The organism is Chryseobacterium salviniae (assembly GCF_035819015.1).
GTDB lineage: Bacteria > Bacteroidota > Bacteroidia > Flavobacteriales > Weeksellaceae > Chryseobacterium > Chryseobacterium salviniae.
Window position 1 is genome coordinate 35,999 of the sequence record NZ_JAYLAA010000006.1, and the last position, 26,952, is coordinate 62,950.

Genomic DNA, 26,952 nt, shown 5'->3' on the forward strand with positions numbered 1-26,952 from the left:
ATAATCCTCAGCCGGGTAAGATGCTCAATAACGGGAAGCCTTTTACTCTTGGAATATCGGAATTTTCTGGTGCTGCACCAGAATCTCTCCGGGAATTAAAATAATAGAAAATCTGCAAAGAGGCCCTGCTGTTTTTTTCCAAGAGTAAGTTGATTCTTTAAAAAGTAGGATTCCGGTGGCGTAGGAACTTTCGGAAAGAATTGCTCCGGCAATTCGGTAAGGTTCTAGAATGTGAGCAGGTTTCCGGCTGGGGATTTTTTAATAAAAACTAAAATACATTTTTAAAAATTTAGACGAAATAGAAAATCAATGCTGAAGCATACATAAAAATTCGGCATCCAAAAACACCATATAAGGACGTAAGCATTAAAATATTAAGATATTATGGAAGAAATAAATAAATTCACCCAAAGAGAAGAGCTGAAAACCTATTTTGAAACGGGTAAATATCCAACTGAAAGCCAGTTTGGAAGATTCATAGATAATTATGTCCATCTGAATGAATTCAATTTTGGCCTTGAAATAAAGCCGACGGGGACTTATAATGTGAAAAACTATCATTTTTATTTGGCCCAGGATCGACAGCATACGCACAGAGGGCATCTCACCGTAGAAAATACGGAAGGAAATTCACCGGAACAGATTGACGGCTACTACCATGTGTTAACAAGAAATATAGGCTACAAGCTTTTAAACATAAAACTATCAAACAACCTGGATTTTGATAAGCATCAGCCAAAAATCATCATCAAACGATACAAACAGAAAAAGAACCTTCGAAGTGGCTTTATGAAAAGCGCAGGATTTTATCAGGAACTTACCAAAGATGCTGAATCCTGGGGAAGGCAATCTGAATACCCGGTGAAGTCTGCCGAAATGGTACTTGATATTAACCCTGTCCATTATTTCAGGCCCGGACCAGATTACAGGGACTTTTATCCTGCAGGCACTTTTAGCAGGCCGGGTTCATTCAGGCACTCCGTACACCACAGAAAACCGTATTCACTCATCCAGATGCTTTTGGAAATCAATGTAAACGGAACAACATTCAGATCAAATCCTGTTACCATAAAAATTGTTTTGGGAAGGGAAGAAAGCGATGTAATCACTTACATTATCAACCAATAAAAGACAGCCTCAATCGGCGTAAGATGCCCTGTCACGGGAGGCCTTTTACTTTTGAAATACCGGTATTTTCTGATGCAGGTCAGAATCTCATCGGGATAAAAATAACAGGTTGCAAAATCTCTATTCTCTTTCGGAAGTAAGATTCATTCTTTAAAAAGTAGGAACTCCGTTAAATAAGAAACTTTTATAAAAGGCAATTGCCATGGCAGTTGCGTAAGGTTCTGTAATAGTGGTTAGTTTGCTGTTGAGGCTGTTTTTTTTAAAACGTACTCTATTCATAATGATAGGGACACAGGCAGAAGAAAAAAAATTTGAATATTAAATATCATAAAGAGGAAGATAAAAATATAAAAACAATAACCATGAAGACTGAGTATTACAACAATTATTCAGACTCATCGGGGAGCTGCTTTCCGGCTGGGGTTTGCAAATGCAGATCAGAGAATACGATGTAACATCACAGATGCAATACATGATATTTTAACAACCCGGGTAAGAGGCTCCGAAGCAGGATGCCTTTCATCCTTAAAGTAGTGGGATTTTTTGAAAACATCAAAATCTCTACCATAATACGGAATAATGGATCATCAGATCACTTATTCTTCTTTCAGGAACAGGCAACAATACCGTGAAAACGGAAAATTGATTGTCAAAAAGTAGGATTTCCGGTACAAGAGGAGACTTTCAAAACAACTGCTGCGGCAGTGGTAAGACTTTCCAATATGAGTTAATTAATCGTGTTGATTATCAGAGGTTTTCATTGAATTTAAATTAAAAATAGATTTAATTATTGTACGAAACAAATTGATTTGAAAAAACAAAATCGTTTTATTTCAAAAAAGTAAAGACTAAAACCAATGGAAGCAGAACAAATACAGAAACTATTTACACATTTAGAAGATGTTATCATCTGGCGTATCAACAATTCTTCAGAAGACTTTAATACGGGAGCTCCCGAATTCAGAACCGAAGGCCCTAAAGGCTTTTATTTGGAAGAATACATCTCACGGAAAAAATTGGTTCACCAGGAAGTTATCATTCTTTTAATGGCTTTGTTGCCAAGATTAGAGCCGGCTTTGCTGAAGCGCATCTATCTCGAATTTCCCAACAGTACGCTGTTTGATTTTTGTTCGGTTAATGATAACGGAAGACTCTTTTACCCCACTGTTCAGTCGCTTCAGTATATTCTGGGTGGCGATAGCATTGCAGAAAGATTAAAAGCGTTGGATTATTTCGCTTCAGATGCTGTTTTGGTTAAAGATGAAATTATTACAATCCCCGGTTCAGGGAATGATTATGCTTCGCTCAGCGGACAGATAACCGTACCACAGGAAGCATTCAATATGATGATCTTCGGATCAGAATTGCTGCCGAAAATGAGTAATGATTTTCCCGCAGAACAATTGCACACCTACCGCACATGGAAAGACCTTATACTGCCTGAAAACACAATGGAAGAGCTTCAGAGCATTGAATCCTGGTACAACAGCAGCCGGATTCTTATGGAAGAATGGGATATGCAGAAAAAATTAAAGCCCGGCTTCAGAGTGCTGTTTTACGGAGATCCCGGAACAGGAAAAACTTTGGCCGCGAGCCTCTTGGGAAAATATACGGAACGTCCGGTTTTTAGGGTAGATATTTCTATGCTGGTTTCAAAATACATCGGCGAAACCGAAAAACAATTGGCAAAGCTGTTTGATAAAGCCGAACATAAAAACTGGATCTTATTTTTTGATGAAGCGGATGCTATCTTCGGAAAAAGGACCAATGTAAGGGATGCTCACGATAAATACGCCAACCAGGAAGTTTCTTACCTGCTGCAAAGAATAGAAACCTTTTCAGGACTTATTATCCTGGCTTCCAATTTCAAAAATAATATGGATAAAGCCTTTACACGGCGATTTCAAAGCTGCATTAAATTCAGCAATCCGAGATATGAAGAACGTCTGCGCATCTGGCAGTACAATATGCCTCAACAATTACAGCTTGAAGACATTAATCTTGAAAAAATTGCCGATCAATACGAGCTTACCGGATCTAATATCATGAACATAATACAGGATGTAAGCTTAAAATCAATCGCATTAAGAGATCCTGATTATAGAATAAACCTCGATATGCTGCTGGAAAGCATCCGAAAAGAATATGTAAAAGAAGATAAAATTTTTCCTTAGAAGATCCAGTCCATTAAAACCACGTCAGTTCGAGTGTTTTTTCGTAGCGAAATGAAGAAAAAATGTATCGAGAACCCCAGCGAAACTTCATCTTCCGGGCTTTAAACCAACCAATAATCTAATAACCAATAAAAATAAAGCTGATGAAAGCAAAAATTCTGCTGCTGATGATATTCGGCAGCCTTATACTTGGCTGCTGCAGAAGCAAACAAAAAATGACCACCGTTTCCAGAGAAAATATCCGGGAAACAGAAAAAGAGAAAACAGATTCCCTTAATCTGCAACGTTCAGAAACGATTCAAACCAGCCTGGAGAATATTTCAGCCACGGAAAAAAACAATGAAATATCCGGAGATATTTTGGTTAATGGAAAATCTGATGCTTCCAATCCCTTTGTCTTTCACAACGTTGTAGGGAAAGACACCGTTCAGAGTATTTCCATTCTGGGAAATGCGGAATATTCTATACGAAACCATTACACAAAAACATCAAATAAAAAAACGGAAAGCCAAAAAGAAGAATTTACCAGCACTTTTCAGCAGGAAAATCAAAATGCTGTTTCCAAAGAAATTCAAAAAGAGAAAGCTTCGGTAGTTTCCCGGGAAACAAAAAAAATAAAAGTTAGCGGCTTCGGAATCGCAGCCTGGATTTTTATAACCGTCTTCGGAATTACCGTGATTCTCCTGTTTTTCACCTATAAATATTTTAAAAGATGAAAACATCAACAAATGGAATCAATTTAATTTTATTCTTCGAAGGGTTCAGCTCAAAACCCTATCTGGATTCGGCAGGAATTCCCACAATCGGATACGGAAACACCTATTATCCGGGCGGAAAAAAAGTAACGATGAAAGATACGCCAATCAGTAAAGAAAAAGGTGCTGAATTATTTTCAATCGTTTTACCGGCTTACGAAAAAATAGTCAGCAATAAAATTAAAGTGGTACTTACGCAAAACCAGTTTGATGCGTTGGTTTCTCACACGTACAATACAGGAGGGTCTGACACCCTTTTTTCTTTAATCAATAAAAAAGCAAATCCGGAAACCATCAGAGACTGGTTTACCTCAAGATATATTACCGCAGGCGGTAAAGTTCTGAACGGATTAATAAAGCGCAGGAAAGCGGAAGCCGATCTGTTCTTTTCGAAGTAAAACTTTCCGCCCTGACAAAAAATGAACAGAAAGGAAATTCTTTTCAACGAGTTTGTAACATCACTAAAAAAATTTTTAGCCAATGAAAAAATGTAGACATGAATGCATAATCGGCGAATCCAAATGTAAAAAAAAAGGCCAATGAAAACAAGTTTTCGATTCTAATTTTTGATAAAGATGGCCAAAGTTTAAACACTATTTAAATACTGTTTAAAAACAAAAAAACAGCACGCCTGAAGAGCGTGCTGTTGTCAATAAAAAACCCACTGTAAACAAAAAAAATCAGGGGACCATCGTGTAACCGTGGAATGCTTTAAAATCAATCTTCATCATCCTCAAAATAACGCTCATCGCACAATATACAAGCTAAATGAAACAACGTTTTAGCATCGTATGAATTACGTATATTTTTAAGTTTCTTTTAAACTGAACTCTGGCTATTTGATGTAATCTCTAAATCTTTCAACTCACTTGCGATCTGGTCCTGGGTGTAACCATCTTTGAGCATTAAAAGTATTCTGCGTTCGATTTCCATAGTCCAAAAATACGGTGAAGAATATTGCATAAAAAACGGTTAACCGTACTGTAATAAATTCTTTAATTTTTATATTACACATCGGCAAAAGCACATACTAATAAATTTTCAAATTACAATACGGTTAACCGTACTTATAATTTAACAGTTCATACTAATATTGTAAAGTCGACAAACAAAAAATTTAACATAAAAAAATAATTCATTTATTGTTAGAATTATTTTATATTTTAGTAACGAATTTTAAACTAATATTCATTATGAAAAAGTATTATTACTTTCAGCATTTATGATTGCTGGACTTGTTAGTGCTAAAGAAAACACCTCTAACAAATTAGAATCTAAAAAAGAAAAAAAGCAAACTTTTGCACTTACACGTTATTTGGTAACTCTCAAAACAGTTTGCGGAACTACTTATCAAACCGTTTATGATTCTGAATTTGATTCAAGTGATTGCCTTTACAATGAGTGGGAAATGTATAACAACCAGGATTGTGGACATTCCAGCTATGAAAATCCAATGACGTAATGAAAAAAATAGGCTGTTAATACAGCCTATTTAATTATAATATTTTGACTATTTATGAAACTAATTTTTAGAATTTTTGCGTTATTGCTTTGCATTTGCTATGCAAAAGGTCAAGAAAAAAACGATTATTCGGAAATCGAAGTAAAGTATAAATATACTTTTGTACAAGACACGTTAGATAAATCATCCACAATTAATGAGCCTATGGTATTACTGACTAATGGGAAAAAATCTATTTACTATAGTGAAAATTATAAAGCTGCCGTGGATGGTTTTGGAAAAAAACTTGAAGAAGCAATGAAAACCGGAAGTATTGTTGATCCCGGCTCTCTTCCGAAATCTAAGGTGAAGCATAATGTATATAAGGATGAAAGTAAAACTTATATATCAAACTATTTAGGTAGAAATTATTACACTTATGAAAGCCCTGATAAATTAGATTGGCAAATTGATAATAAAAGTACTTCTACTATTGGTGGCTATAAATGCAATAAAGCAGTTGTAAAGGAGGAAAAAAGTTTATAGCTTGGTTTACTTATGATATTCCAATAAGTGACGGACCATACAAGTTTAGAGGACTTCCTGGATTAATATTAAATATGAATGAGGTTAATAATTATATAGGCTTTGAACTTATATCAATAAATAAAACGAGTTTACCCATTGAACAAAAAAAAGGTTTAATTGTATCTAAAGATCAATTTATAGCAAAGAGAAAAGAGTATATGAATGATCCGTATCAAGGTAAAATTAATAACCCTGAGTATAGAAAAATGATTGAGGACAATAAAAAGAAATATAATAATTCTATAGAATAAAAATAAAAAACACCTGTAAACCAGGTGTCTTTTATTTTTATTCATTTCTATAAATCATTATATCCTCATAGCCTGCATTATGGGTTAAAGATGTATTCACACTTACCAATGTGTCTCCATCGAACGGGCTTCTACAGTAACCGCGTGTTTGCATCCATTCACAAAGTTCTAATATTTGACTTTTGTTGCTCGTAAAATAAAAGTATGATGTATCTTCAATTGTCTTCAATACATTCAAATAGTCAGATAATTTCCAATAATCTGGACGGCTATATGTTGAACAGTCGGTGGAAAGATACGGCGGATCAACCAGGAAAACAACGTTTGGATGATTCCTGTATTCTGCGAATAAATCCCTATAATCTTTTTTCACGCGGTCAACCCCCTCCAGATAACCATCCACAAAATAATCGGAATGTCTCACCTTATTGTAAAATGTTTCTTTTTTTAGCTGCTCAAATGTAGATGCATAGTTCATTGAAAACAATAGACTGGACGATATCGTCACATAATCTACAAAGCCCTTTTCTTCAGAAATTCGGCCTATAATTTCAGATTTTAAGTCATCATTAAGCCTCTTATTTCTTTCTTCAGCATTGCTGCAAATTATCCGAATATCTGATAGTAAAGCGTTTGTGTTATCTGCATTTTCCAGTCGTGCAGAATACGAATCAAAATCATTATAGATCACTTTAGCATCGGGATAATAATCTTTAACAGCATGACTTAATAACCCTGAATGTTGAGGTTGCCATGCGTGATACGGTTACTTCTTATAAAATTTACGGAAGAATAAAACCAATTGATGCAGCAAGTGTAGCGATAGAATTTGATTCTACGCCTCCTAATCCGATTTCAGTAGTGGTAACTAACTTAGATTTATAGAATGGACGTTAATTATGCATACTATACTACTGCTAAAGGTTATCGTATCGTTAACGGTACAGCCGCCCAATTCCTGAAAGCTGACGGTTCCGTGGATTCTGCCCACTACATTCCGATAAATACGGAAATCAATATGGCAGATAAGAATATTAATTTCACAACCGGAATTATTTCTCGATTTGAAAATAATTCACGAGTTTTTAATAACGTTTTTCAAAAGTTTACAAATTCAGATCAAACAGGAATTTTAAGTTTTAAATTTCCACAGGCTACTCAACTTGCGACAATGCTCGATGTCACAATCAAAATTTTTGGATGGCAGGGGACAACGTTAGGAACCATAAAGGTTGCTTTTTACAAAATTACAGCAGCCTCTATAAATAACAAGCATAAAGCTATTATTGAATGTTCTGATAATTTCCCTTCAACGGTAATTAATGCAGGAATTGATGCTTCTGGAAATGTATGTATTAATATTGGTGAATCGAATACTATGTGGGGTACATACCTAAAAGCAGAGGTTGAAAGAGTTACAGCATTTTATTCAGGTGCGAACTTTGACTGGTCAAAAGGATGGAACCAAACTATAGAAACAGATGTTTCAGGGTATACTACTCTTGTGCCCATTGCTACTGAAGTTGTAGCAACAAAAAGCTGGGCGGATCAGAATAATCTTGTAAAAAATCCTGGGATCTTGGGATCTGCTGATCTTAATACGCTTTTAACACCTGGTTTTTATTCACAAGCCACCAATGCCGGATCCACTTTAGCGAACAACTACCCGTCAGATGGTTTATTTGCCGGAAGTTTACGGGTATATAAAACAATTTCTTCAGGCATTGTGCAAGAGTATCAGACCAGAACTTCAGGCGGAACAGTAACTTTTATAAGGAGTACTGAGAATAATGGTACGAGCTGGACAGGATGGAAGAAAGTTTTAACAAGTTTAGATTTTAATCCTTCAAACTATTATACGAAGAATGAGTCTTTAAATCTATTTGTTGGCAAAAATGGAGTTGAAACCATAAATGACACGAAAACCTTTGCTCAAAGCCCTGTCATTCCAAACGGTACCGTAGGAACCCATGCTGTCAATTTAAATCAGCTGAACGGAAAAGCTAATGCGCTGGAAAATGCTTCAGGGATAGGATTTTCTTCAGGCAACTATCCGTCTGCAGACGGCTCGCAATATCCATATATCTACTTTAATAACGGAGGAACGCAGGCTCATATTCCATTGGCAACGCAGGACTATTTGCAGAATAATTTTTTAAGCACTCCTAATGGCACCTCAATTCTGATTTCCGGATCTGATTTAAATAACTATCTTAAAACAGGTTTCTACAGAGGTTCCGGATTGGCCAATGCACCTATGAATAATGGCGGATGGTGGTATGTGTCAGTTGAAACCCACGACAGTTCCTGGGTAAAACAGACCGCCACTGCATTTGGTTCCGGAAATAATCCCAATATTACGTACCAAAGGACGATGGTTGGAGGAAAATGGACTGGCTGGGTACAGATATGGACTACAGCAGATTTTAATCTCAGCAATATTCAGCAGTGGAACTATGCCTACCAGTACGGATTAAAGCTGAATGAAGAATTTACCGTTCTTCAAAATACAGGATTAATATTGGCTGATGATTATTTTGGAGCTGAATCAGGAATTATTGATCATCAGTTGACAAGGCTTCTTGCTGCAAAATACGGCCCTTATTATTTTTATGGATCTGAATACGGAAAGTTTGATGGTCTGAATTTCGAATGGAAAAACAGTACCTTCGGAATGGGAATGCAGCCTAATGACAAAGATAAGCTCATCGTAAATGGATCTGTAAAAGCACTTCGGAATTTTAAATCTGAGGAAGAAAGACCGGATACGTTGTTTATTCCCAACGGAGAAACTGCTGATCTGAGAGATGAAATCATTAATGATGAATCGGAGTACGCCATCAGATTAGATCCGCATGAATATTATATAGACCCATCCGGCTATCTTGAAGTAAACGACAGAAACAGGCTGATCCATATTATAGGTGAGGAAACTAAAATGGTTGTCAACTTCAAAGATGTTCATCCGAAACAACAGATTGTTATTTATAATTTTGACGAAAACGGCGGTGCGCTGGAAGTCAGAATTCAGGGGAATAAGATTTATTATGTTGATGCCCGCTGTTTCCTTAAATTATATGTAACGAAATCATTGAGAGTAATTGCTGAAAGGCAACAACCCTGTGATATGGTTTGGTAACAGTAATGACGATAATAATAAAGTTTTTTAATCAGTATTTTAACGTATATAAAGTTATTTACCCCATCGTCGCTTCGAAGAAGCGGCGATGGGGTATTGTTGTAAATTTTTAGGTTCACAATCTCATGGGGCTCTTCTGTTTAAATTTTTTCAAGCGTAAACCTGAAGGTACTTCCGGCTCCATATTCACTCTCAACTTCTATATTTCCACCCTGAGATTCAATAAGCTCTTTGCTGATGCTTAATCCCAATCCCGTGCCTTCTTTTTTACTCCCCGGAATCCTGAAATAACGGTCAAAAACCCTGTTAACATATTTCGGCTCAATGCCTTGTCCCGTATCCTTTACCGAAAAAACAACAGTATCATTTACTTCCTGAACTTTAACAATGATTTCTGAATTCTGATATGAATACCGTATAGCATTAGAAATCAGATTATTAAGAACCCAGGAGGTTTTTTCACTGTCGGCTTTCACCAGCTCAAGTCCGTTTTCGATTATAATTTCAAGGGAAATATTTTTTTGCTCTGCCGCCGCTTTATTGGCTTCCACCGCATATTTTACAATATCTGAAATGTTAGCCGCACCAATATTTAATTTTATTGAACCGCTTTCTACCTGGGCAATATTCAACAGCTCTCCGGTTATTTTCAGAAGCCTGTTGGTATCTTCATTAATGCCGTTTACAAGATTTTTCTGGTCATCATTCAGGCTGCCGATTTTTTCATTTTCCAGAAGCTGTAATCCCATTTTGATGGATGAAATCGGTGTTTTAAACTCATGCGAAACGGTTCCTATAAAATTGGTTTTTGCAAGATCCAGTTCTTTGAAAGGCGTAATATTGTGAAGCATAATCACCTGCCCGATAAACTGGCTGTCCTGTTCGCCCGTCGGGACAATATTAATATCGATAATGTTTTTTTCAAAATAGCTTTCTTTTCCGTTGGCATAAATTTTCATCGACTCAACATCGTTACCTTGATATGGGTACATGAGATCTTTGATGATATTTCTCACAAGATCGTTGTTCACGGCTACATCCTGAATCAATTGTCCTACAAAGTTTTCCTTCTGAAGGCCGGTAATGCTTAATGCCTCGTTGTTTACAAAAAGCACTCTTTTATTTTCATCAATCCCGATTACAGGGTCCTGCATATTATCGATAAGCGTTTCGATACGTTTTTTACCCTTTAAAATTTTATCAAGCCTGCTTTCGGAATATTCCTGGAGCTTTTCGGCCATCGTGTTAAAAGAACTTGCAAGCTCGCTAAATTCGCTGCTTCCCTCAAAATGTACTCTTTCTTTATAATTCTGATTGGCAATCTGCCGGATGCTTGCTGTAAGCTGCCGAACGGGATCTGCAATATTGGAAGGAAGATTTACCAGTAGAATAAACGCCAGTAAAAAACAGATCATTCCCACAACGGAAATAACGGTAATTGCATTTTGGGCCGTATCATCTGCAACACTGCTTTTATGCTGAATGGCAGACATATTAAGCTGCATAAGCTCAGTAAGGTCTTTTCTGATGGAAGACTGCAGGCTTGTATTTTCCGGATTATTTTTAAGGCTTGCAAAATGCGTGATGATTTTATCGGTAGTTTCTTTCTCGCCGGGTTCTGTTACATTTTTTTTCTGCTTTTCAAGATGCTTTTCAAAGACTTCGAAAGCTAACGGATCCGAGTTGATTTCTTCCAGAGCCAGCAGCATGTTCCGGGAATATTCCAGCGTATTATAATTTGCAACCAGAATATTATTGGTGTCTTTTTTCAGTTTGGTGATGTTCCATACACTTAATACGGAAAGCACGACAATCATTACAAATAAAAGTCCGACACCGATATTGAGTTTTGTTTTAATTTTCATAGGATAGTGAAAGGGTTTTAGTAAAAAATGAAAGAATAACACTTTTTTCATTCAACTTCTAACTTCTGACTTTTTACATCTAACTCAAGATAACCAAATCTATATTTTCCTGGGACAATTTATTGAGCAACGTATTAAAAGTATCCGTCGCCAGAATAATCTTCCAAAGATTGAGATGAGGTTTCCCGATGCAGACTGTGGTGATATTTCTTTCTTCGCACTGGGTCATGATCGCATGTGCAACTTTATTATCTTCAACCTTAATAATTTCCGCGCCCAATTCTGTGGCTAATTTAAAGTTATTAATTAAATGTCGCTGCTTGTCTAATGCAATTTTATCTGAACTTTCGCTCGGAACCTGAACATACAGAAGATACCATTGGCTGTTGTAATAATTGGCCAGCCTTGCCGTTTTCCGGATGACATTCTTTGCCGTTTTTTCATTCGAGCTGATGCAGGCCAGGAATTTTTCCTTTTTCAACGATTTATGAATTGTGACTTCAGATTCTACTTTTCTCGTTACCTGCGAGGCAACCTCTTTCAGGGCAAGTTCTCTCAGCTGTAAAATACTTTCCGCTTTAAAAAAATTATTTAACGCTGCGTTGATTTTCGTTGTGTCATAAATCTTTCCTGCTTTCAGACGGTTAATCAGTTCTTCTGCGGTCAAATCAATATTCACCACCTCATCGGCCTGGGATAGTACGGAATCCGGTACTCTTTCCTTTACCTCGATATTGGTAATCTCTTTTACTTCTTCATTAAGGCTCTCAATATGCTGGATATTGACCGCAGAAATCACGTTGATTCCCGCATCTAAAATCTCCACAACATCCTGCCATCTTTTTTCATTTTTGCTGCCTTCAATGTTGGTGTGAGCAAGCTCGTCTACAATTACCACTTCAGGACGGAGATTTAAAACGGCCTGAACATCAAGTTCTTCAAGCTCTTTGCCTTTATAAAATAATTTCCGTCTGGGGATGATAGGCAATCCTTCTAATAATGCGTGCGTTTCTTTACGATAATGCGTTTCTATATATCCTATTTTCACATCAATTCCGTTTTCCAGAAGGGCATGAGCTTCCTGCAGCATACGGTAGGTTTTTCCCACACCGGCGCTCATTCCGATGTAGATTTTAAATTTTCCCCGCCTTGATTTCTTGATCAGGTCGAGAAAGTCCTGTGCAGAATTTCCGTCTTGCGACATATGGTAATTTTTAATTTTTTTAAGTTTAATTTTTGCTGACATTACGTTCCAGGCTTTCTATGCGTTTTTCTAATGCTCTGATTTTCTCAGAATCTGTCATTTGAGGCGGACTGTCTTCTTCAACCTTCCATTTCTGGTACCCGATCCAGATTCCCGGGATGATCATGACAATTAACAACAAATCCCATAAAATCACGTTTTTCAACGTTCTTTTTTCTCTGGAAAGCGTTTCGAATTTAAAATACCTCGACAGTAAAAAAGTAGCCCAGCCAATAAAAAGGCAGTTGATGAGATAAAAGTAAAAACCTCCGATAAAATAGGTAAAATCAAGATGTGCAATCCCATACGCTGCGGTACAAATCGGCGGCATGCAAGCTGTAGCAATGGCAACGCCGGCGATGATTTTCATACCTTCTCTTTTCACAATCCCTATAAATCCGGCCAGCCCTCCGAAAAATGCAAGAAAAATATCAAAAATAGATGCCTTTTGAAAAGATTCCAGCAATTGTGTGGAATGGTCGAAAGGGTTTACCAGAAAGAACAGCGTTGCGGAAGCAAGGCTTACCACAGTCATTTTCACCCAGTTTCTGATGCCTTCAATTTTCAGATTTCTGTCGTTAATTGCCATTCCGAAAGCAAACCCGATCACCGGCCCCATGAGCGGCGAAATCAGCATTGCACCGATTACAGCACTTACTGAGTTGGTTGTTAGGCCGATACAGGCTATGATCATGGCAAAACCCAGAATCCAGAGATTATATCCTTTGAAAATAAGGCCTTCCTTTATTTCACTATACGTTACCCATTCGTTTTCTTCTTTGGCTGTGTAGATCTGCTGTCCTAAATATCTTTTAAAAATATCAAACCTTTTCATCGAAAATTTTTAACGAAAGTTAGAAAAATTCCGTTTACCTTGTATCTTTTACCACAAAAACCCCAACCGGTTTCCCGGCAGGGATTTAAAGTAAATATGGAGTCGGTTAAAAGCTTACTGCGAGTGAGGTTACTACAGAAGGGCTGTTTGGTTTCAGGATGTTGTCCCGGTTCAAAAAGATATCATCTTTACTGCTTAAATTCTTAACTTCTGTTCTCCAGACAAGATTAGGGAGAATCCAGTAATCTGCATTTAAAGAATATCCGAATGTTTTGAATCCGTTTTCAGTTCCCGTTGCAACGATAACGCCTTTTTCGTCACTGTAATATTCGCCTCTTGCAGAAAAACTTAATTTCTCGGTAGGAGAGTATTTGGCGATGACTACAGGAGAGTACCATACATTATACTGCTCACTGCCTTTCGCTTTCTGCTCTGCACCGATGTCAAAACCTGCAATAAGGGCAAACTTTTGATTGATCTGGAAGCTTCCGTACAGGTTGTGGAAATATCTCATTTGCCTGATGCTGTCCGGCTTATCGTTTCCGATGAAAGAGCTGCTGTTTAAAGTAATTTTATCAGTAGGCTTAAAGGTTAGCTGATGTCCGAAAGCAACGGTAGAATTTCCGTCTACACGCTGGATTCTCTGCCATCCGTTCAGAACAAGTCCGCTTACAAACCATTTTCCGCTGTCGCTGGTGTAAGAGATTTTTGCTCCGCTTTCAAAATACGGGGAGTTGTCTGCAAGCATACTTCTGGTCAGCGTAAAGCAGTCTTTGCTGACGGCGCTTTCAAACCCGATGTGTGATGGCATTACACCCGCATCAATCCAGAGGTTTTTGTTTTTTGATATTTTTACCCCGACATTGGCTTCATAAATGTTTTTTAGAACACCAGGTTCTGCCGCATAATTGGCATTCATGTAAGTTCCAACGGCTAAAGCTACATTGGCCCTGAATCTTTCGGTTTCGTAATTAGCCTTTACAAATCCCAAATTAAGGTTCACCTCATTGTTTCTGTTGTGGCTGTACACAAATCCGGGTCTTGTGTTGTTTTCAGGATTATTAAAATCGTACTGGTAATACACTTCTGCATAACCGGAGATTTTTAAAGGGCTTTTAGCTTCTTCCTGAGCATGCAGTGTAGAAGCTGCACCAAGCATTACAAATGCAAGTAATGATAATTTCTTCATTTTTAAATTTGATTAAAAGAGGTTAAAAGTAAAATGTGAAAAGTAAAAAGATATAAGATAGTAATCAATGAAAAGTTTTCAAATACTTCTCACTTCTTACCTTTCACTACTTCATTTATTACTTCAAACCGTCTAATGCGATATTGAGTTTTAAAACATTGATTTTTTCAGTTCCGAACATACCAAGGAATGGTGATTCGGTATTTTTTTCTATAAGTGTGTTTACGGTGTTGAGGTCGATTTTTCTGATGTCGGCAATTCTTTGAGCCTGAACTTTAGCTGCCTGCACAGAAATATTCGGGTCAAGGCCTGCACCGCTGGCTGTAACGATATCTGAAGGTATTTCAGATCTCTGAACGCCAGGATTATGTTTCATAAAGTTTTCGATTCTTCCTTCCACTTCTTTCAGGTAATCAGGATTTGAAGGTCCTTTATTACTTCCTCCGGCTCCCGCAGCATTATAGTCTACCGCAGACGGACGAGACCAGAAATATTCGTCTTTATCAAATTTCTGTCCTACATTAGCGTAGAATTTCTTACCATTATACTCGATGATTTCTCCTTTACCATTATTCGGTGCTGCCTGGGCAATTCCGAAAATAAAAAGGGTATAGAATCCTGAAAAAAATACCGCACAGAAAAGTGTTAATCTGATGGCTGGTAATATATTTTGTTTCATAGTTTTGAATGTTTGAGGTTTAATAGTGAGAGAGAAGTAAAAAGTTAGAAGTTTATTACCACTTTTCACTTCTTGCTTTTCACTTTTCACTTTCACAAGAATGTTTATTAAATAAAATGATACGATTAATAGTAAGAAGTTAGAGGTAAGAAGTAAAATGTTAGAAGTTTATTAACTTCACCTTTTACCTTTCACTTCTCACTTTTTACTAAATAAAGACTGATACGAGTAAATCGATTAATTTAATTCCGATAAATGGTATTACAACGCCTCCCAAACCGTAAATCAGAAGATTTCTTCTCAACAGCGCACTAGCTCCAATTGGTTTGTAAGCCACACCTTTCAAAGCCAGCGGAATCAACATCGGGATTACAATCGCGTTGAAAATTACGGCTGAAAGAATCGCTGATTCCGGAGAATGAAGTCCCATAATATTCAGACCCTGCAAAGCCGGAATCGAAGCAATAAACAGTGCAGGAACAATGGCAAAATATTTAGCCACATCATTCGCAATACTGAAGGTTGTAAGCGTTCCACGGGTCATCAATAGCTGTTTCCCGATTTCAACGACTTCAATCAGTTTTGTTGGATCATTATCAAGATCCACCATATTTCCGGCCTCTTTTGCAGCCTGGGTTCCACTGTTCATCGCTACGCCCACATCTGCCTGAGCAAGAGCCGGAGCATCGTTGGTTCCGTCTCCCATCATGGCTACCAGTCTTCCTTCCGACTGTTCTTTTTTGATGTAATTCATTTTATCTTCAGGTTTTGCCTCTGCGATAAAATCATCGACTCCTGCTTTTTCCGCAATGAATTTTGCCGTTAAAGGGTTGTCTCCGGTAACCATTACGGTTTTGATACCCATTTTTCTCAAACGGTCAAAACGTTCTTTGATTCCTGGCTTGATGATATCCTGAAGTTCTATAACCCCAAGCGCTTTTTCATTCTCTGAAACCACGAGCGGTGTTCCGCCATTCTGCGAGATTTCTCTCACCTTTTGCTCAACCTCTGCCGGAAATAGATTGCCCGAATTTGTAACAATATTTTTAATTGCGTCAGTGGCCCCTTTTCTGATTCGTGTATTCTCATAATCAATTCCCGAACTTCTTGTTTCTGCCGTAAAACTGATGAATTGCGGTTCTTTTACATCATAGCTCAAAGGATTTACACCTGCCAGTTCAATAATCGATTTTCCTTCCGGTGTATCGTCGGACATTGAGCTGAGTACGGCTGCTTTAACTAAAACTGCTTCGTCAATGCCATTTGCCGGATAAAAATGAGTAGCCTTTCTGTTTCCGATTGTGATGGTTCCTGTTTTGTCCAACAAAAGAACGTCAATATCTCCTGCCGTTTCTACCGCTTTACCACTTTTGGTGATCACGTTGGCTCTTAAAGCTCTGTCCATTCCTGCAATACCGATGGCTGATAACAATCCTCCGATGGTTGTTGGGATCAGACAAACAAATAATGAGATGAAGGCTGCAATCGTGATCGGTGTATTGGCGTAATCACCGAAAGGTTTTAAAGTAACCGTTACAATGATGAAAACCAATGTGAAACCTGCCAAAAGAATGGTTAATGCGATTTCATTCGGTGTTTTCTGTCTGGAAGCACCTTCTACCAAAGCAATCATTTTATCGAGGAAGCTTTCTCCCGGCTCTGTAGTTACCTTTACCTTAATTTTGTCTGAAAGCACTTTTGTTCCTCCGGTAACACTGCTTTTATCTCCGCCAGATTCACGGATTACAGGAGCAGATTCTCCGGTGATGGCGCTTTCGTCAATCGTTGCCAAACCTTCAATGATTTCGCCGTCAGACGGAATGATATCTCCGGCTTCACAAACAAAAACATCACCTTTTTTTAGTTGGTTAGAAGTTATAAGGGAAATGTCAGAAGAATCCAGAGTGAATAAACTTTTTACATTTAACATCTCACTTTTCACCTTTTTGGCTGGCGTCTCTTCTCTGGTTTTTCTTAAAGAATCTGCCTGGGCTTTACCTCTTGCTTCGGCGATGGCCTCTGCAAAATTGGCGAAAAGAAGAGTGATAAATAAGATAAGGGTTACAATGATATTGTAAACCAGGCTTCCCTGGCTTTGTTCACCCAATGCAATCCAGATACATACTCCGGCCATAACCAAAGTTCCGATGTACACCATAAACATCACCGGATTGCGGAACATTTTTGAAGGGTGCAGCTTTATAAAAGATTGTTTCAGTGCCTCATTGACTAATTCTGCCTGAAACAAATTGTTATTTCCTTTCATTTTTTAAATAATTAATTACATACTAAAATATTCTGCGAGTGGTCCTAAAGCAAGGGCCGGGAAGAATGATAAAGCTGCTACAATAGCTATTACTGCAAATACCATTAAACCGAATGTCGCTGTATCTGTTTTTAAGGTTCCTGCACTTTCAGGAATATATTTTTTGGCAGCAAGGCTTCCTGCAATAGCTACCGGGCCGATAATTGGTAAATATCTCGCCATCAGCATCACGATTCCGCAGGCGATATTCCAGAATGGGTTGTTGTCTGCTAAACCTTCAAAACCACTTCCGTTGTTGGCACTGGATGAGGTAAATTCATACAGCATCTCGCTGAAACCATGGAACCCCGGATTGTTTAACCATTTACCGTATTCATCGGGATTGTGAGCGACCATATAACTTGAAATCGCAGTTCCAACAAGAATTAAGAAAGGGTGGAGCAGCGCAATAATCATGGCGATTTTCATCTCTTTAGCTTCGATTTTCTTTCCTAAAAATTCAGGGGTCCTTCCTACCATTAAACCACTGATGAATACCGCAAGAATGATGAAGATGTAAAAGTTGAGGAAACCTACACCAACGCCTCCGTAAAAAGCATTTACCATCATTCCGAGCATCGTATTCATTCCGGAAAGCGGTGTTAAGGAATCATGCATGGCATTCACGGAACCATTACTCGTTACTGTAGTGTTTATTGCCCAATACGCCGAAGCGGCAGGTCCCAATCGAACTTCTTTTCCTTCCATACTTCCTAAATTCTGAGCGATACCCATTTTTTCAATAGCAGGGTTTCCGTTCATTTCATTAATAACCGTTGGGGTTAATAATAACAGGAATCCTACCGTCATTACCCCGAAAATAGTGTATGATAACTTTTTTCGTCTCAAAACATAGCCCATTGCGAAAACCATAGCAATCGGAATCAGCATAATAGAAACAGTTTCTACAATATTGGTAAAGTAACTCGGGTTTTCCAGCGGATGCGAAGAATTCGGACCGAAAAATCCGCCTCCGTTGGTCCCCAGCTGTTTAATAGCAACAAATCCGGCAACCGGGCCGCGGCTGACTTCCACTTTGTCCCCTTGAAGTGTGGTGATCGTGTCTTTCCCTTCAAAAGTCATCGGAGTGCCATTTAAAGCCAATAAAGAAGCTACAATTACAGCAATTGGGAATAGAACTCTTGTACAGGTTCTGATGAATAGAAAATAAAAGTTCCCTAATTTATCTGTAGTCCTCTCTTTCATGGCCAGGAAAACCACAGCGGCAATCGCAATACCGCAACCCGCAGAAATAAACTGCCAAAGCATTAATGTTAACTGTCCTAAGTAAGACAATCCGGATTCTCCCGAATAATGCTGAAGGTTGGTATTGGTAACAAAGCTTACTGCCGTATTAAAAGCCAAATCTCCGCTCATGGAAGGATTGCTGTCCGGATTGAGCGGTAACCACTCCATATTGGTGAGCACAAACATTGAAATGAGAAACCAAACCGCATTAATGGTAAGCAGAGCGGTAAGGTGCTGCTTCCAGTTCATTTCCTTTTCAGGATCTATCCCGGAAATTTTGTAAAATAATTTGTCGATGGGATTAAAAATTCCATCCAACCAGGTTTTTTCTTTGGTAAAGATCTTTCCCATGTATCTTCCCAGTGGAATTGCACACAAAACCACGAGAGCATACATAAGAACAATTCCTGTAATTTCTGTATTCATTTTTTTTTAAATAATAATTTTATTGTAATGTTTATCTGTTTGTGAAGTGGTGTATTATGATGTTAAAGACAAACCTTTAACGACGATGACCAGATAAATGAAGGCTATCACGAAAGAGATCCAGAAGAGTAAGATCAGCCATTCTTTTACTTTTCTTTTTGCGTCGGGACTCATTATCATGGTTTTAAAATTTTTCCGGTTTCACCAGGACGTAGCATATATATACAAATACGGCGATGGCGATGATGAATAGTGCAGTCATATTTTTTCAAAATATTTTACGGTTAGAAAAAAGAGTACAAATAGTACAATACCCGCGATGGTTAATACAAGTGTCATGTTGTTATTGATTAAAAATTCTGTATGTAATTGCGAAACAGACCAAAAGGCCGTAGAAGATTGCTAATAAATGCCAGGATTTCATTCTCCTGTATATTCTGATTTTCCAATTTTGCATAACGAAACGATTATTTGTTATGCCATAATGTTTTCAAATACGAATCCATCTAATATTTTTTTATATAATATATTGAATTTCAGTAGAATAAAAATTAATCGTGATGATGGGTAATGAAAAACCCTTTCAAAATGAAAGGGTAAGTGCTATTATTATGACAGGATATTTTTTGAATGGGAAGAGTTAATTACAGTGAAAAGCAAGAAGTAAAAAAGTGAAAAGTAAAAAAGTGAGAAGTAAAAAAGTGAGAAGTAAGAAACTAAATTTAAATAGGAAGCGCAAATAAATATTGCAGCGAATTCACCTCTTACCGCTACTTAATCTGATATTCCTCAATTTTCCTGTATAATGTAGTAAGTGCAATGCCTAAAAGTTCTGCTGTTTTGGTTTTGTTTCCGTTGGCATAATTCAGTACTTTTTGGATATGGATTTTTTCGGCACCCGCCAGCTCAAAAGCCGAAAGCGTTTTGCCTTTAACATTGATTTCCTGATCATATTGAAAATCCTGCGGAAGCGAGTCTGCCTGAAGCTCGTTTCCATCGGTAAGAATGGTGCTTCTCTCAATAACATTGCGGAGCTCACGGATATTTCCTTTCCATGGATGTCTTTTTAGAGCTTCTGCATATTCTTTTGAAAAGCCGGATATTTTTTTTCCTGTTTTTAAAGAAAAGTTTTTTAAAAAGCTGTATGTAAGATCTTCAATATCATTTATTCTTTCCCGAAGCGGCGGAAGATGCACGGTAAAGATATTAATCCTGTAAAAGAGGTCTTCCCGGAAGTTTCCGTTTTCTATTTCTTTTTCGAGATCCCGGTTGGTTGCGGCAATAATTCTTACGTCTATTTTTGTGGTTTTACTGTCTCCGACTTTTAAAAATTCTCCGGATTCCAAAACGCGTAATAATTTAGCCTGAAGATCAAGCGGCATTTCGCCGATCTCATCCAGGAAAACGGTTCCTTTGTCGGCCTCTTCAAAAATCCCTTTCGAATCTTTTACTGCTCCGGTAAACGCACCTGCTTTGTGTCCAAAGAGTTCGTTCTCCAATAATTCTTTACTGAAGGCAGAGCAGTTTACGGCAATAAAATTATATTTCGTGCGGTTACTGGCATTATGAATGGCGTTGGCAAAAACTTCTTTTCCGGTTCCCGTTTCGCCGGTAAGCAATACGGTGGCATCGGTTGTCGCTACTTTTCTGGCAGAGTCAATCGCAGATTTTATTTTTTTTGAATTCCCTATGATCGATTCGAATGAATGCTTGTTGCCCAGCTGTTTTTCGAGCTGGGAAATTCTTTTATTAAGAGAAACCTTTTCCAGGGCTTTGTAGACTAAAGGAATGATCTTGTTGTTGTCGTCGCCTTTGGTAATATAATCAAAAGCGCCGTTTTTAATCGCCTGCACGCCATCCGGAATATTGCCGTAAGCCGTGAGCAGAATAATCTCCAGCGAGGGATATTTTTCTTTTATTTTTTTTACAAAATCCACTCCGCTGCCATCCGGAAGCTTTACATCGCATACTGCAACATCTATATCGCTAAACTCCAGTCTTTTCATTGCATTTTTGAGATCCGAAGCCTGGAAAACTTCATATCCTTCAAGACTCAGGATTTTGGATAAGAGTGTCCTTATTTTTTCTTCATCGTCGATGACCAGTATTTTACTCACTGTTGTTATTTTATTTGCAAATTTAAACTTATCTTTTTAATGGTTGGGCGTTGAAAAGCTTTTATCTTTTTTATAATCAAATGGATCATGCAAAATCAGCAGCCCTCAATAAAGGACTGCTGTTGAGTAACAATTTAAAAATGATTTACAAAAAAGTAATTATCTTTTATTTCTATTTAGTTATGAATTTCGGTCTTTTCCGTATGTAATTGATATACAAATAAAAAAGAGTCAGACATTTCCTGGCATATTAATTTCCACTGTTGCGGATGTGCCGAATATTTCAGGCTGCTGAACGGCTTTATGAAAAGCCTTTCAATCATGTACCGTACGTAAGCATTTCCTTTTTGGTAAATATAATCCATTCTGTTTATGCCGGTTATTACTTTTGTGATGTGATTGCTGGCGATTGATGTTTTCAGTTCCTCTACCAGCATCTGCAAAATACCTCCAAAATTGTGTTCAGTGTGCATCTGACTAATCTGATTTCTTATTGAAGGATAAAAAACTTTCATAAGTTCTACGGCCATTTTTTCATTTAATTTTTTCATCCCTTTACTTTTTTTAATTTTTAAAATTGCTACAGATACTGTAGAATTGCCGCTGCAATAAAAACTCCGGCAATTACAATAATATGAGTAGCATATACTTCTCTTTTGTGCATTCTGGAAGTCTTTCTCCATTGTTCCCAACTTCCGTTTTTTCTGATTTTCATATCTCTACATTTTAAAGTCCAGTTTTATAAACCTGTTGTAAATATTTAGTGTTAAGGCCGGCTGAAAGCAGTGAAAAAACTAATTTCCGTCTCTCGCTTCCACAGCTGAAAGTCATACTGTCAAGAGCATAAACAAATACATTTTCAATTGCATTTTTAAGAGCTGTATCTCCTTTATCATACAATTCATTCATCTTTTGCAAAGCATCTTTAAGAATTCTTTGGTTTTGATCCTGAATTAGATTTCTGATCTGCCTTGTAAATGTACTGATGACCATAAAAGAATTATTTGCTTTGTACGCTTCCTTAAATGCATTCTCACACGACGGGAGTGCAAGGTTAATCTCTGCAATAGCATCCTGATAATTCATAATTTTTTTTGAAAAGTTATGCCAAGATCTGTACCTTTTGGTATATGTAGCTTGTAATTGGTTAAAATAGAGTATGTTGTAGGTGTTGTGTTTTTCCTGAGGCTGGAAAAGTGTATCAAAATGAAAGGGTTTTATTAGTAATTTAAAAGACTTAAGTCCTGATATAAATATAAAAACACCTTTATGTAGATAAAGATGTTTTTGATGAATAATGAGGATGGAAAATTTAAATCGTCTTTAAATATAGTTCCTGAAGTTCTTCAGCAGAAAAGGCTTTTGATGAGAGATTTTGTATGAGTTCGCCTTGTTTCATGATCCCAATATTAGTAGCAACACTTACAGCATTGAAAATATCGTGGGTTGCCATAAGAACGGTTCTTCTTTCTTTTCCCAGCTGTCTTACAATCTCCGTAAATTCAGCTGTGGCAATAGGGTCGAGTCCGCTGGTTGGCTCATCGAGAAGAAGAACTTTGGCATCTTTAGCAAGAGCTATAGCAATTCCAACTTTTTGCCGCATACCTTTGGAGTAACCGCCTAAAGGTTTTTCATGGGCAGTTTCCTGTAATCCCGTACGCTTCAGAAACGCGGAAAGTTCTTTTTTAGAATAATTGAAACCTGCAATTTTCGAGAAGAAATCAAGATTTTCAATTCCGGTGAGGTTGGGATAAAGCAAAACGGTTTCAGGAATATAAGCCAAATGTTTTTTGATCTTTTCCGGATGGTCTTTTACCGAAATATTGTTGATGTATGCATCTCCTGAAGTGGCTTTGATTAATCCTAAAAGGATATTGATCGTTGTACTTTTCCCGGCTCCGTTTTGTCCCAGCAGTGCAAAAATTTCACCTTCCTGAATTTCCAGATTGAGAGAGTGTAATGCAGTAAAATCGTTGTATTTTTTATGGAGGCTGATGGTTTTTAACATAGCTTTTTTAATGTATTTTGTGAAAGAATTAGCAATAATAAGATGAAAATCAAGTAAGGTAGAAACGCTGCTAAAATATTAGGTTTCTCCTGATCAATAAAGGTTTTTACAGTCTGTTTTGTCCAGTCGATAACTTTTCCGTTTGCATTTTCAAAGATATACGGATAAAAATACAGCCTTTGCTTTTCATGGAAATTCTTTAACGCTTCGGCATAATTCAGCTGGTTTTCCATGCCTGTTCCGGCGATTTTACTCTGAACAAGCTGTGTCTGAATATTCGGTAAAACATATCCCAAATAAACGGCTGCATTATTTCTGCGCTGCATTTTTTCATAATATTGTTTTGAAGATTCTGCCGATTCCACATCCGCCATGTGCTGCATAGCGTAGTACCAGGTGTAAGAATAACCGCTCTCTTCCGAAACGGTGTATTTGCTGAACTGCGGATATATTTTATGAAATTTCTTCATCGTAGGAACCTTTGCTTCATCCCATTTGTTGTGATATCCTTCACGCTGCTCAATTTGCGCCTGCAAACCTTCTTTTACAGGAATCACTTTCTGAATGATCATATTTCCGGTCATTGGAATAATGAAATTCATGCTCATCCAGAAAATCACCAAAGCCAAAGCATTCCATGAAGACGATTTTTGCAAACCGATAATCCACCGGCACAAAGCAAACCAGAAAATCAGATACAAAAGGCCTGAAAAAGTAAAAATAATGAAAGCGGAATTTACGGGAATTTTAATGTAAAGAACAGCGATGAGCAGTAATAAAAAGTAAACCGAACTTACTGCCAGTAAACGGATCTGCAGCTTAACATCAATTAGTTTTTTAATGTTTTGACTCTGTAGAGAAAGAAGTTTCCAGGTTCCTTTTTCCTGGTCTTCTGAAATAATATTATAACAAAACGCAATAACAACCAGCGGAAAAAGAAAAACCAGCACAAAAGAAAAGTCGAAATTTCCTACCGCAGCATTGGCCGGATTGAAAAAGTCGGAATTATTTTTCTGTTCTTCCAGGTTTCTTATGGTAACACTTTTTACGGAAGGATTCAAATCTCTCAGCCCGATATTCAAAGCTGCGAGTTTAGGCATTTTATTGACGAGATTAAATTTAACATAATACAATAGAAGACCGATGTCATCACTGTGTAAAGCTATATTTTTATCAAGACTATTTTTTTGATATGTTGCGCTTTTAGCAATGATATCTTCGTTTCGTTCCAGAAATTTTTTACCGGTGTACAAAGAACTCAATCCTGCAAAAAGTAATATTATTAAAGAAATAAGGTAAGCTTTATTTCGGTAAAACTGTTTATATAAGTAATGATTCATGAGAGTAATTTTAAATTTTTAGCACTTAATTCAACCATCAATATGCAGGCAAAAAGCCAGAAAATGATTGCCAGTAAGGGCAGAAGCTGTTTGCTGAGACTTTCTCCCAGGGAAATAAATTCATATTCAAAATCCGGAAATTTCTGCCAGTTTTCTTTACTCACCATGGCCTGTTTTTCTCCCGGCTCCGGCTTGCTGTTACTGATCTGCTCAATCTGCAGGTCGTTCATTCGCTGAGCAAGTTTGTAACGGTATTCTTCCGCCTGATTCTGAAACTGCCGGTACGCAAAATAATCTGTTCCGGAAGCCGTCATCGAAAGGTTTTTAATCGCCATTACCGGATTGATAAACCCGAAAATTTCATTCAGTTTCTGCTGTCGGCTGTATTGTTCCTGAAGTTGCTTCAGATGTTCCACATACAGTTTCGCACTGATTCTTTCTCCTTCTTTCATCACAATACCTCCATAGTTCACGGGAAGTTCGTCGGTTGTTTTTACCTTATATTGTGCCAGTAAAGAATCTTTAATATGTTTGAAATGCGGATCGTCGGGATTATGGCTGTCGCCCACTTTCAGGACATCTTCTTCTACACCGGTTTCAAAAGCAATCCTTGAAGGGGTAGGATAGAGGTTCTGAGCGGCAAACTGAATTCCTTTAGGTAAGAAAATAACGAGAATCAGCCAGGAACCGATTAAGCTTATTAAAGCTGATGACGAACTTTTGCTTGCTGAAGATAACAAAACCGTTAAAGTGCAGAAGAAAAAATAGTATACCATATACGCCGGAAAGATCACCATGATTCTTGATAAAATATCGGTGAAATCACTTGCTTCAGCCATGAATCCCATTAGTAAAACAACAGGGATCAGAGGAAGTAAAAACAGCAATGCAAACTGCCAAAGTCCAAAAATTTTTCCCCACAAAATTGATCTCGGGGATGCACCCTGAACGGTAAGGATCTTCAAAGTGGCATCTTCTCTTTCCTTAATAATGAGCCCGAATCCCAGAAATAAAATAATCAGCGGAACAATTGCCTGCAGAATAAATGCAGTGCTGAATGCTCCGAAACGCACGAGAATTCCAGAACTTCCCGCTTCAGAAAGATTGGCCGTGTTCTGTTTGTGGGCTTCCAGGAAAATAACATTTCCAAGATAATCATCCAGCCCATTATCAAAAATACTAAGGGGATGCCCGATCCTGAAAACAAGGTAGCCGTAATGTGCCATCCTGTGCGGATGTTTGTCTGGCCTCTGTTCCCAGTTTTCACGGGTTTCGTGACGGTATTGCTTTATATTTGAATAGTTTTCGCCGTATTTGGTAAATCCAATTCCGATGCTTAAACAGCAAAACAGGAGAACGGTGGCGGCAATGAGCAGGTTTTGTCTGCTTTTCAGCAAATCCTGCCGGGTTTTTCTTACAATGAGCTTCAAGCTTGAAAAATCCATATTTTTAAAATTTATAAGTTGTGGTGAATAAATAACTTCTTGGTGTTCCAGGGAAAAGACGCAGGTAATTTTGTGCACCTACCCAGTATTTTGTATTCGTAATATTGTTCGCATTCAAAGCCAGCTGAAGCCCGGTTTGCGGAACGGAATAATACATTTCTGCATCTAAAGTGGTATAAGCCGGAAGTTCAAAACTAATTTTTAATATCGCCGGGATAAAGAATAATCAGTTTCATAAACCGGAATATTCACAAAAAAGAAGCTACAGATTAAAAAAATCTGTATTAAAGAATTTTAGCTTAAAAAAGAACGGGCGGTGCCCTTGAAGAGAAATAATCGAGAAGGCACCGATAGGTTTTTGCCTTTTGCTGAAGAAATTTATTAGTTGGCTTTTCTGAAACGTTAAAATCGGGCAAAGCAAAATCCGGTAGCAAGACGTTATTCATTTGAAAATGAAGGGCGCACTGGCATTCATCATCCTGAGAAAAGGAGGCCGCTTTATCTCCTTTAGCGTGCTTTTTCTCAATGGTTTTGGTCGTGAGATGGGTTGCGTGATCCAGACACACGCTTACACCGCCGACATTTGAAATGAAAATCAGTAACAGTGAAAAGATGAAAAATGTTTTCAGTGTTTTTTGCATAAGGATTGACAAAAGTAAACATAATATTTTAGATTGCTTCTTTTGTAAGCAAAAATTAAGAAAGTTTTAAAGATGGTTGTAATATAAAAAAATTGGCTCCATTTATATTCAATGGTGCCAATCTTCTGCTTTGGA

At 37.6% G+C, this 26,952-nt stretch carries 26 protein-coding genes and 1 pseudogene; 8 read left to right on the top strand and 19 right to left on the bottom strand.

Annotation, left to right across the window (positions count from 1 at the left end; all coding sequences use genetic code 11):
- Positions 1–384 precede the first annotated feature (384 nt).
- The gene (locus tag SOP96_RS01180) at positions 385–1,128 is read left to right on the top strand and encodes a hypothetical protein (protein ID WP_326319403.1); all 744 of its coding nucleotides are present in this window, start codon (positions 385–387) and stop codon (positions 1,126–1,128) included.
- Between the two features lie 150 nt (positions 1,129–1,278).
- Here SOP96_RS01180 and SOP96_RS01185 read toward each other — a convergent pair whose 3' ends face one another.
- On the bottom strand, positions 1,279–1,407 hold the full coding sequence (locus SOP96_RS01185; RefSeq protein WP_326319404.1) for a hypothetical protein: 129 nt from the start codon (positions 1,405–1,407) through the stop codon (positions 1,279–1,281).
- Between the two features lie 578 nt (positions 1,408–1,985).
- On the opposite strand from SOP96_RS01185, the gene SOP96_RS01190 reads away from it, so the two are divergent.
- The 5 genes and pseudogenes from SOP96_RS01190 (at position 1,986) to SOP96_RS01210 (ending at position 6,337) form a co-directional block, all read left to right on the top strand.
- A complete protein-coding gene (locus SOP96_RS01190; protein ID WP_326319405.1) occupies positions 1,986–3,302 on the top strand; it encodes an ATP-binding protein in 1,317 nt (438 codons plus the stop codon).
- Positions 3,303–3,445: 143 nt separating this feature from the next.
- A complete protein-coding gene (locus tag SOP96_RS01195; RefSeq protein WP_326319406.1) occupies positions 3,446–4,018 on the top strand; it encodes a hypothetical protein in 573 nt (190 codons plus the stop codon).
- Entirely contained in the window at positions 4,015–4,455 is a 441-nt protein-coding gene (locus tag SOP96_RS01200) for a lysozyme (protein ID WP_326319407.1), read from the top strand. Before SOP96_RS01195 ends, SOP96_RS01200 begins: the two co-directional genes overlap by 4 nt.
- Before the next feature lie 824 nt (positions 4,456–5,279).
- Positions 5,280–5,519 (top strand): hypothetical protein, encoded by a 240-nt coding sequence (locus SOP96_RS01205; RefSeq protein WP_326319408.1) that lies wholly within the window; start codon positions 5,280–5,282, stop codon positions 5,517–5,519.
- A gap of 54 nt (positions 5,520–5,573) precedes the next feature.
- Positions 5,574–6,337: pseudogene (locus SOP96_RS01210) on the top strand (GLPGLI family protein).
- 37 nt (positions 6,338–6,374) lie between these two features.
- Here SOP96_RS01210 and SOP96_RS01215 read toward each other — a convergent pair.
- Positions 6,375–6,815, bottom strand: coding sequence for a hypothetical protein (locus SOP96_RS01215; RefSeq protein ID WP_326319409.1), 441 nt, complete (start codon positions 6,813–6,815; stop codon positions 6,375–6,377).
- Positions 6,816–7,090: 275 nt separating this feature from the next.
- On the opposite strand from SOP96_RS01215, the gene SOP96_RS01220 reads away from it, so the two are divergent.
- Together SOP96_RS01220 and SOP96_RS01225 are read left to right on the top strand one after the other, a co-directional pair.
- On the top strand, positions 7,091–7,222 hold the full coding sequence (locus SOP96_RS01220; protein ID WP_326319410.1) for a hypothetical protein: 132 nt from the start codon (positions 7,091–7,093) through the stop codon (positions 7,220–7,222).
- A gap of 1 nt (position 7,223) precedes the next feature.
- Positions 7,224–9,476 (top strand): pyocin knob domain-containing protein, encoded by a 2,253-nt coding sequence (locus SOP96_RS01225; RefSeq protein WP_326319411.1) that lies wholly within the window; start codon positions 7,224–7,226, stop codon positions 9,474–9,476.
- Positions 9,477–9,616: 140 nt separating this feature from the next.
- Here SOP96_RS01225 and SOP96_RS01230 read toward each other — a convergent pair whose 3' ends face one another.
- From SOP96_RS01230 to SOP96_RS01310, 17 genes are all read right to left on the bottom strand, one after another.
- Positions 9,617–11,341: a HAMP domain-containing sensor histidine kinase gene (locus SOP96_RS01230; protein ID WP_326319412.1), complete on the bottom strand. Its 1,725-nt coding sequence runs from the start codon at positions 11,339–11,341 to the stop codon at positions 9,617–9,619.
- Positions 11,342–11,420: 79 nt separating this feature from the next.
- Positions 11,421–12,545 carry a sensor protein KdpD gene (locus SOP96_RS01235; RefSeq protein ID WP_326319413.1) on the bottom strand — a complete coding sequence of 375 codons (1,125 nt, stop codon included), beginning with the start codon at positions 12,543–12,545 and terminating at the stop codon, positions 11,421–11,423.
- A gap of 25 nt (positions 12,546–12,570) precedes the next feature.
- On the bottom strand, positions 12,571–13,419 hold the full coding sequence (locus SOP96_RS01240; RefSeq protein ID WP_326319414.1) for a DUF389 domain-containing protein: 849 nt from the start codon (positions 13,417–13,419) through the stop codon (positions 12,571–12,573).
- A gap of 106 nt (positions 13,420–13,525) precedes the next feature.
- Complete coding sequence (locus SOP96_RS01245; RefSeq protein ID WP_326319415.1) at positions 13,526–14,608, bottom strand: porin; 1,083 nt, start codon at positions 14,606–14,608, stop codon at positions 13,526–13,528.
- Between the two features lie 118 nt (positions 14,609–14,726).
- Complete coding sequence (locus SOP96_RS01250) at positions 14,727–15,287, bottom strand: K(+)-transporting ATPase subunit C (protein ID WP_326319416.1); 561 nt, start codon at positions 15,285–15,287, stop codon at positions 14,727–14,729.
- Between the two features lie 208 nt (positions 15,288–15,495).
- On the bottom strand, positions 15,496–17,553 hold the full coding sequence (gene kdpB / locus SOP96_RS01255) for a potassium-transporting ATPase subunit KdpB (RefSeq protein ID WP_326319417.1): 2,058 nt from the start codon (positions 17,551–17,553) through the stop codon (positions 15,496–15,498).
- A gap of 15 nt (positions 17,554–17,568) precedes the next feature.
- Positions 17,569–19,266 (bottom strand): potassium-transporting ATPase subunit KdpA, encoded by a 1,698-nt coding sequence (gene kdpA, locus SOP96_RS01260; protein WP_326319418.1) that lies wholly within the window; start codon positions 19,264–19,266, stop codon positions 17,569–17,571.
- Positions 19,267–19,450: 184 nt separating this feature from the next.
- On the bottom strand, positions 19,451–19,528 hold the full coding sequence (locus tag SOP96_RS01265; protein ID WP_072884257.1) for a potassium-transporting ATPase subunit F: 78 nt from the start codon (positions 19,526–19,528) through the stop codon (positions 19,451–19,453).
- 508 nt (positions 19,529–20,036) lie between these two features.
- Positions 20,037–21,383, bottom strand: coding sequence for a sigma-54-dependent transcriptional regulator (locus SOP96_RS01270; RefSeq protein ID WP_326319419.1), 1,347 nt, complete (start codon positions 21,381–21,383; stop codon positions 20,037–20,039).
- Between the two features lie 176 nt (positions 21,384–21,559).
- Positions 21,560–21,934 (bottom strand): DUF7674 family protein, encoded by a 375-nt coding sequence (locus SOP96_RS01275; RefSeq protein ID WP_326319420.1) that lies wholly within the window; start codon positions 21,932–21,934, stop codon positions 21,560–21,562.
- 29 nt (positions 21,935–21,963) lie between these two features.
- The gene (locus SOP96_RS01280; RefSeq protein WP_326319421.1) at positions 21,964–22,098 is read right to left on the bottom strand and encodes a hypothetical protein; all 135 of its coding nucleotides are present in this window, start codon (positions 22,096–22,098) and stop codon (positions 21,964–21,966) included.
- 11 nt (positions 22,099–22,109) lie between these two features.
- Positions 22,110–22,469: a DUF7674 family protein gene (locus SOP96_RS01285; protein WP_326319422.1), complete on the bottom strand. Its 360-nt coding sequence runs from the start codon at positions 22,467–22,469 to the stop codon at positions 22,110–22,112.
- A gap of 226 nt (positions 22,470–22,695) precedes the next feature.
- A complete protein-coding gene (locus SOP96_RS01290; RefSeq protein WP_326319423.1) occupies positions 22,696–23,391 on the bottom strand; it encodes an ABC transporter ATP-binding protein in 696 nt (231 codons plus the stop codon).
- Positions 23,385–24,731, bottom strand: coding sequence for a DUF3526 domain-containing protein (locus tag SOP96_RS01295; protein WP_326319424.1), 1,347 nt, complete (start codon positions 24,729–24,731; stop codon positions 23,385–23,387). The genes SOP96_RS01290 and SOP96_RS01295 overlap by 7 nt, the downstream gene beginning before the upstream one ends.
- On the bottom strand, positions 24,728–26,176 hold the full coding sequence (locus SOP96_RS01300; RefSeq protein ID WP_326319425.1) for an ABC transporter permease: 1,449 nt from the start codon (positions 26,174–26,176) through the stop codon (positions 24,728–24,730). Before SOP96_RS01300 ends, SOP96_RS01295 begins: the two co-directional genes overlap by 4 nt.
- Positions 26,177–26,180: 4 nt before the next feature.
- Positions 26,181–26,333 carry a hypothetical protein gene (locus SOP96_RS01305; RefSeq protein WP_326319426.1) on the bottom strand — a complete coding sequence of 51 codons (153 nt, stop codon included), beginning with the start codon at positions 26,331–26,333 and terminating at the stop codon, positions 26,181–26,183.
- A gap of 142 nt (positions 26,334–26,475) precedes the next feature.
- Positions 26,476–26,817 (bottom strand): hypothetical protein, encoded by a 342-nt coding sequence (locus tag SOP96_RS01310; RefSeq protein ID WP_326319427.1) that lies wholly within the window; start codon positions 26,815–26,817, stop codon positions 26,476–26,478.
- Between the last annotated feature and the right edge of the window lie 135 nt (positions 26,818–26,952).

Coding starts and splice junctions, on each gene's coding strand:
- SOP96_RS01180 (WP_326319403.1), top strand. CDS start 385: ATGGAAGAAATAAATAAATTCACCCAAAGAGAAGAGCTGAAAACCTAT.
- SOP96_RS01185 (WP_326319404.1), bottom strand. CDS start 1,407: ATGAATAGAGTACGTTTTAAAAAAAACAGCCTCAACAGCAAACTAACC.
- SOP96_RS01190 (WP_326319405.1), top strand. CDS start 1,986: ATGGAAGCAGAACAAATACAGAAACTATTTACACATTTAGAAGATGTT.
- SOP96_RS01195 (WP_326319406.1), top strand. CDS start 3,446: ATGAAAGCAAAAATTCTGCTGCTGATGATATTCGGCAGCCTTATACTT.
- SOP96_RS01200 (WP_326319407.1), top strand. CDS start 4,015: ATGAAAACATCAACAAATGGAATCAATTTAATTTTATTCTTCGAAGGG.
- SOP96_RS01205 (WP_326319408.1), top strand. CDS start 5,280: ATGATTGCTGGACTTGTTAGTGCTAAAGAAAACACCTCTAACAAATTA.
- SOP96_RS01215 (WP_326319409.1), bottom strand. CDS start 6,815: ATGAACTATGCATCTACATTTGAGCAGCTAAAAAAAGAAACATTTTAC.
- SOP96_RS01220 (WP_326319410.1), top strand. CDS start 7,091: ATGCGTGATACGGTTACTTCTTATAAAATTTACGGAAGAATAAAACCA.
- SOP96_RS01225 (WP_326319411.1), top strand. CDS start 7,224: ATGGACGTTAATTATGCATACTATACTACTGCTAAAGGTTATCGTATC.
- SOP96_RS01230 (WP_326319412.1), bottom strand. CDS start 11,341: ATGAAAATTAAAACAAAACTCAATATCGGTGTCGGACTTTTATTTGTA.
- SOP96_RS01235 (WP_326319413.1), bottom strand. CDS start 12,545: ATGTCGCAAGACGGAAATTCTGCACAGGACTTTCTCGACCTGATCAAG.
- SOP96_RS01240 (WP_326319414.1), bottom strand. CDS start 13,419: ATGAAAAGGTTTGATATTTTTAAAAGATATTTAGGACAGCAGATCTAC.
- SOP96_RS01245 (WP_326319415.1), bottom strand. CDS start 14,608: ATGAAGAAATTATCATTACTTGCATTTGTAATGCTTGGTGCAGCTTCT.
- SOP96_RS01250 (WP_326319416.1), bottom strand. CDS start 15,287: ATGAAACAAAATATATTACCAGCCATCAGATTAACACTTTTCTGTGCG.
- kdpB (WP_326319417.1), bottom strand. CDS start 17,553: ATGAAAGGAAATAACAATTTGTTTCAGGCAGAATTAGTCAATGAGGCA.
- kdpA (WP_326319418.1), bottom strand. CDS start 19,266: ATGAATACAGAAATTACAGGAATTGTTCTTATGTATGCTCTCGTGGTT.
- SOP96_RS01265 (WP_072884257.1), bottom strand. CDS start 19,528: ATGACTGCACTATTCATCATCGCCATCGCCGTATTTGTATATATATGC.
- SOP96_RS01275 (WP_326319420.1), bottom strand. CDS start 21,934: ATGAAAAAATTAAATGAAAAAATGGCCGTAGAACTTATGAAAGTTTTT.
- SOP96_RS01280 (WP_326319421.1), bottom strand. CDS start 22,098: ATGAAAATCAGAAAAAACGGAAGTTGGGAACAATGGAGAAAGACTTCC.
- SOP96_RS01285 (WP_326319422.1), bottom strand. CDS start 22,469: ATGAATTATCAGGATGCTATTGCAGAGATTAACCTTGCACTCCCGTCG.
- SOP96_RS01290 (WP_326319423.1), bottom strand. CDS start 23,391: ATGTTAAAAACCATCAGCCTCCATAAAAAATACAACGATTTTACTGCA.
- SOP96_RS01295 (WP_326319424.1), bottom strand. CDS start 24,731: ATGAATCATTACTTATATAAACAGTTTTACCGAAATAAAGCTTACCTT.
- SOP96_RS01300 (WP_326319425.1), bottom strand. CDS start 26,176: ATGGATTTTTCAAGCTTGAAGCTCATTGTAAGAAAAACCCGGCAGGAT.
- SOP96_RS01305 (WP_326319426.1), bottom strand. CDS start 26,333: ATGTATTATTCCGTTCCGCAAACCGGGCTTCAGCTGGCTTTGAATGCG.
- SOP96_RS01310 (WP_326319427.1), bottom strand. CDS start 26,817: ATGCAAAAAACACTGAAAACATTTTTCATCTTTTCACTGTTACTGATT.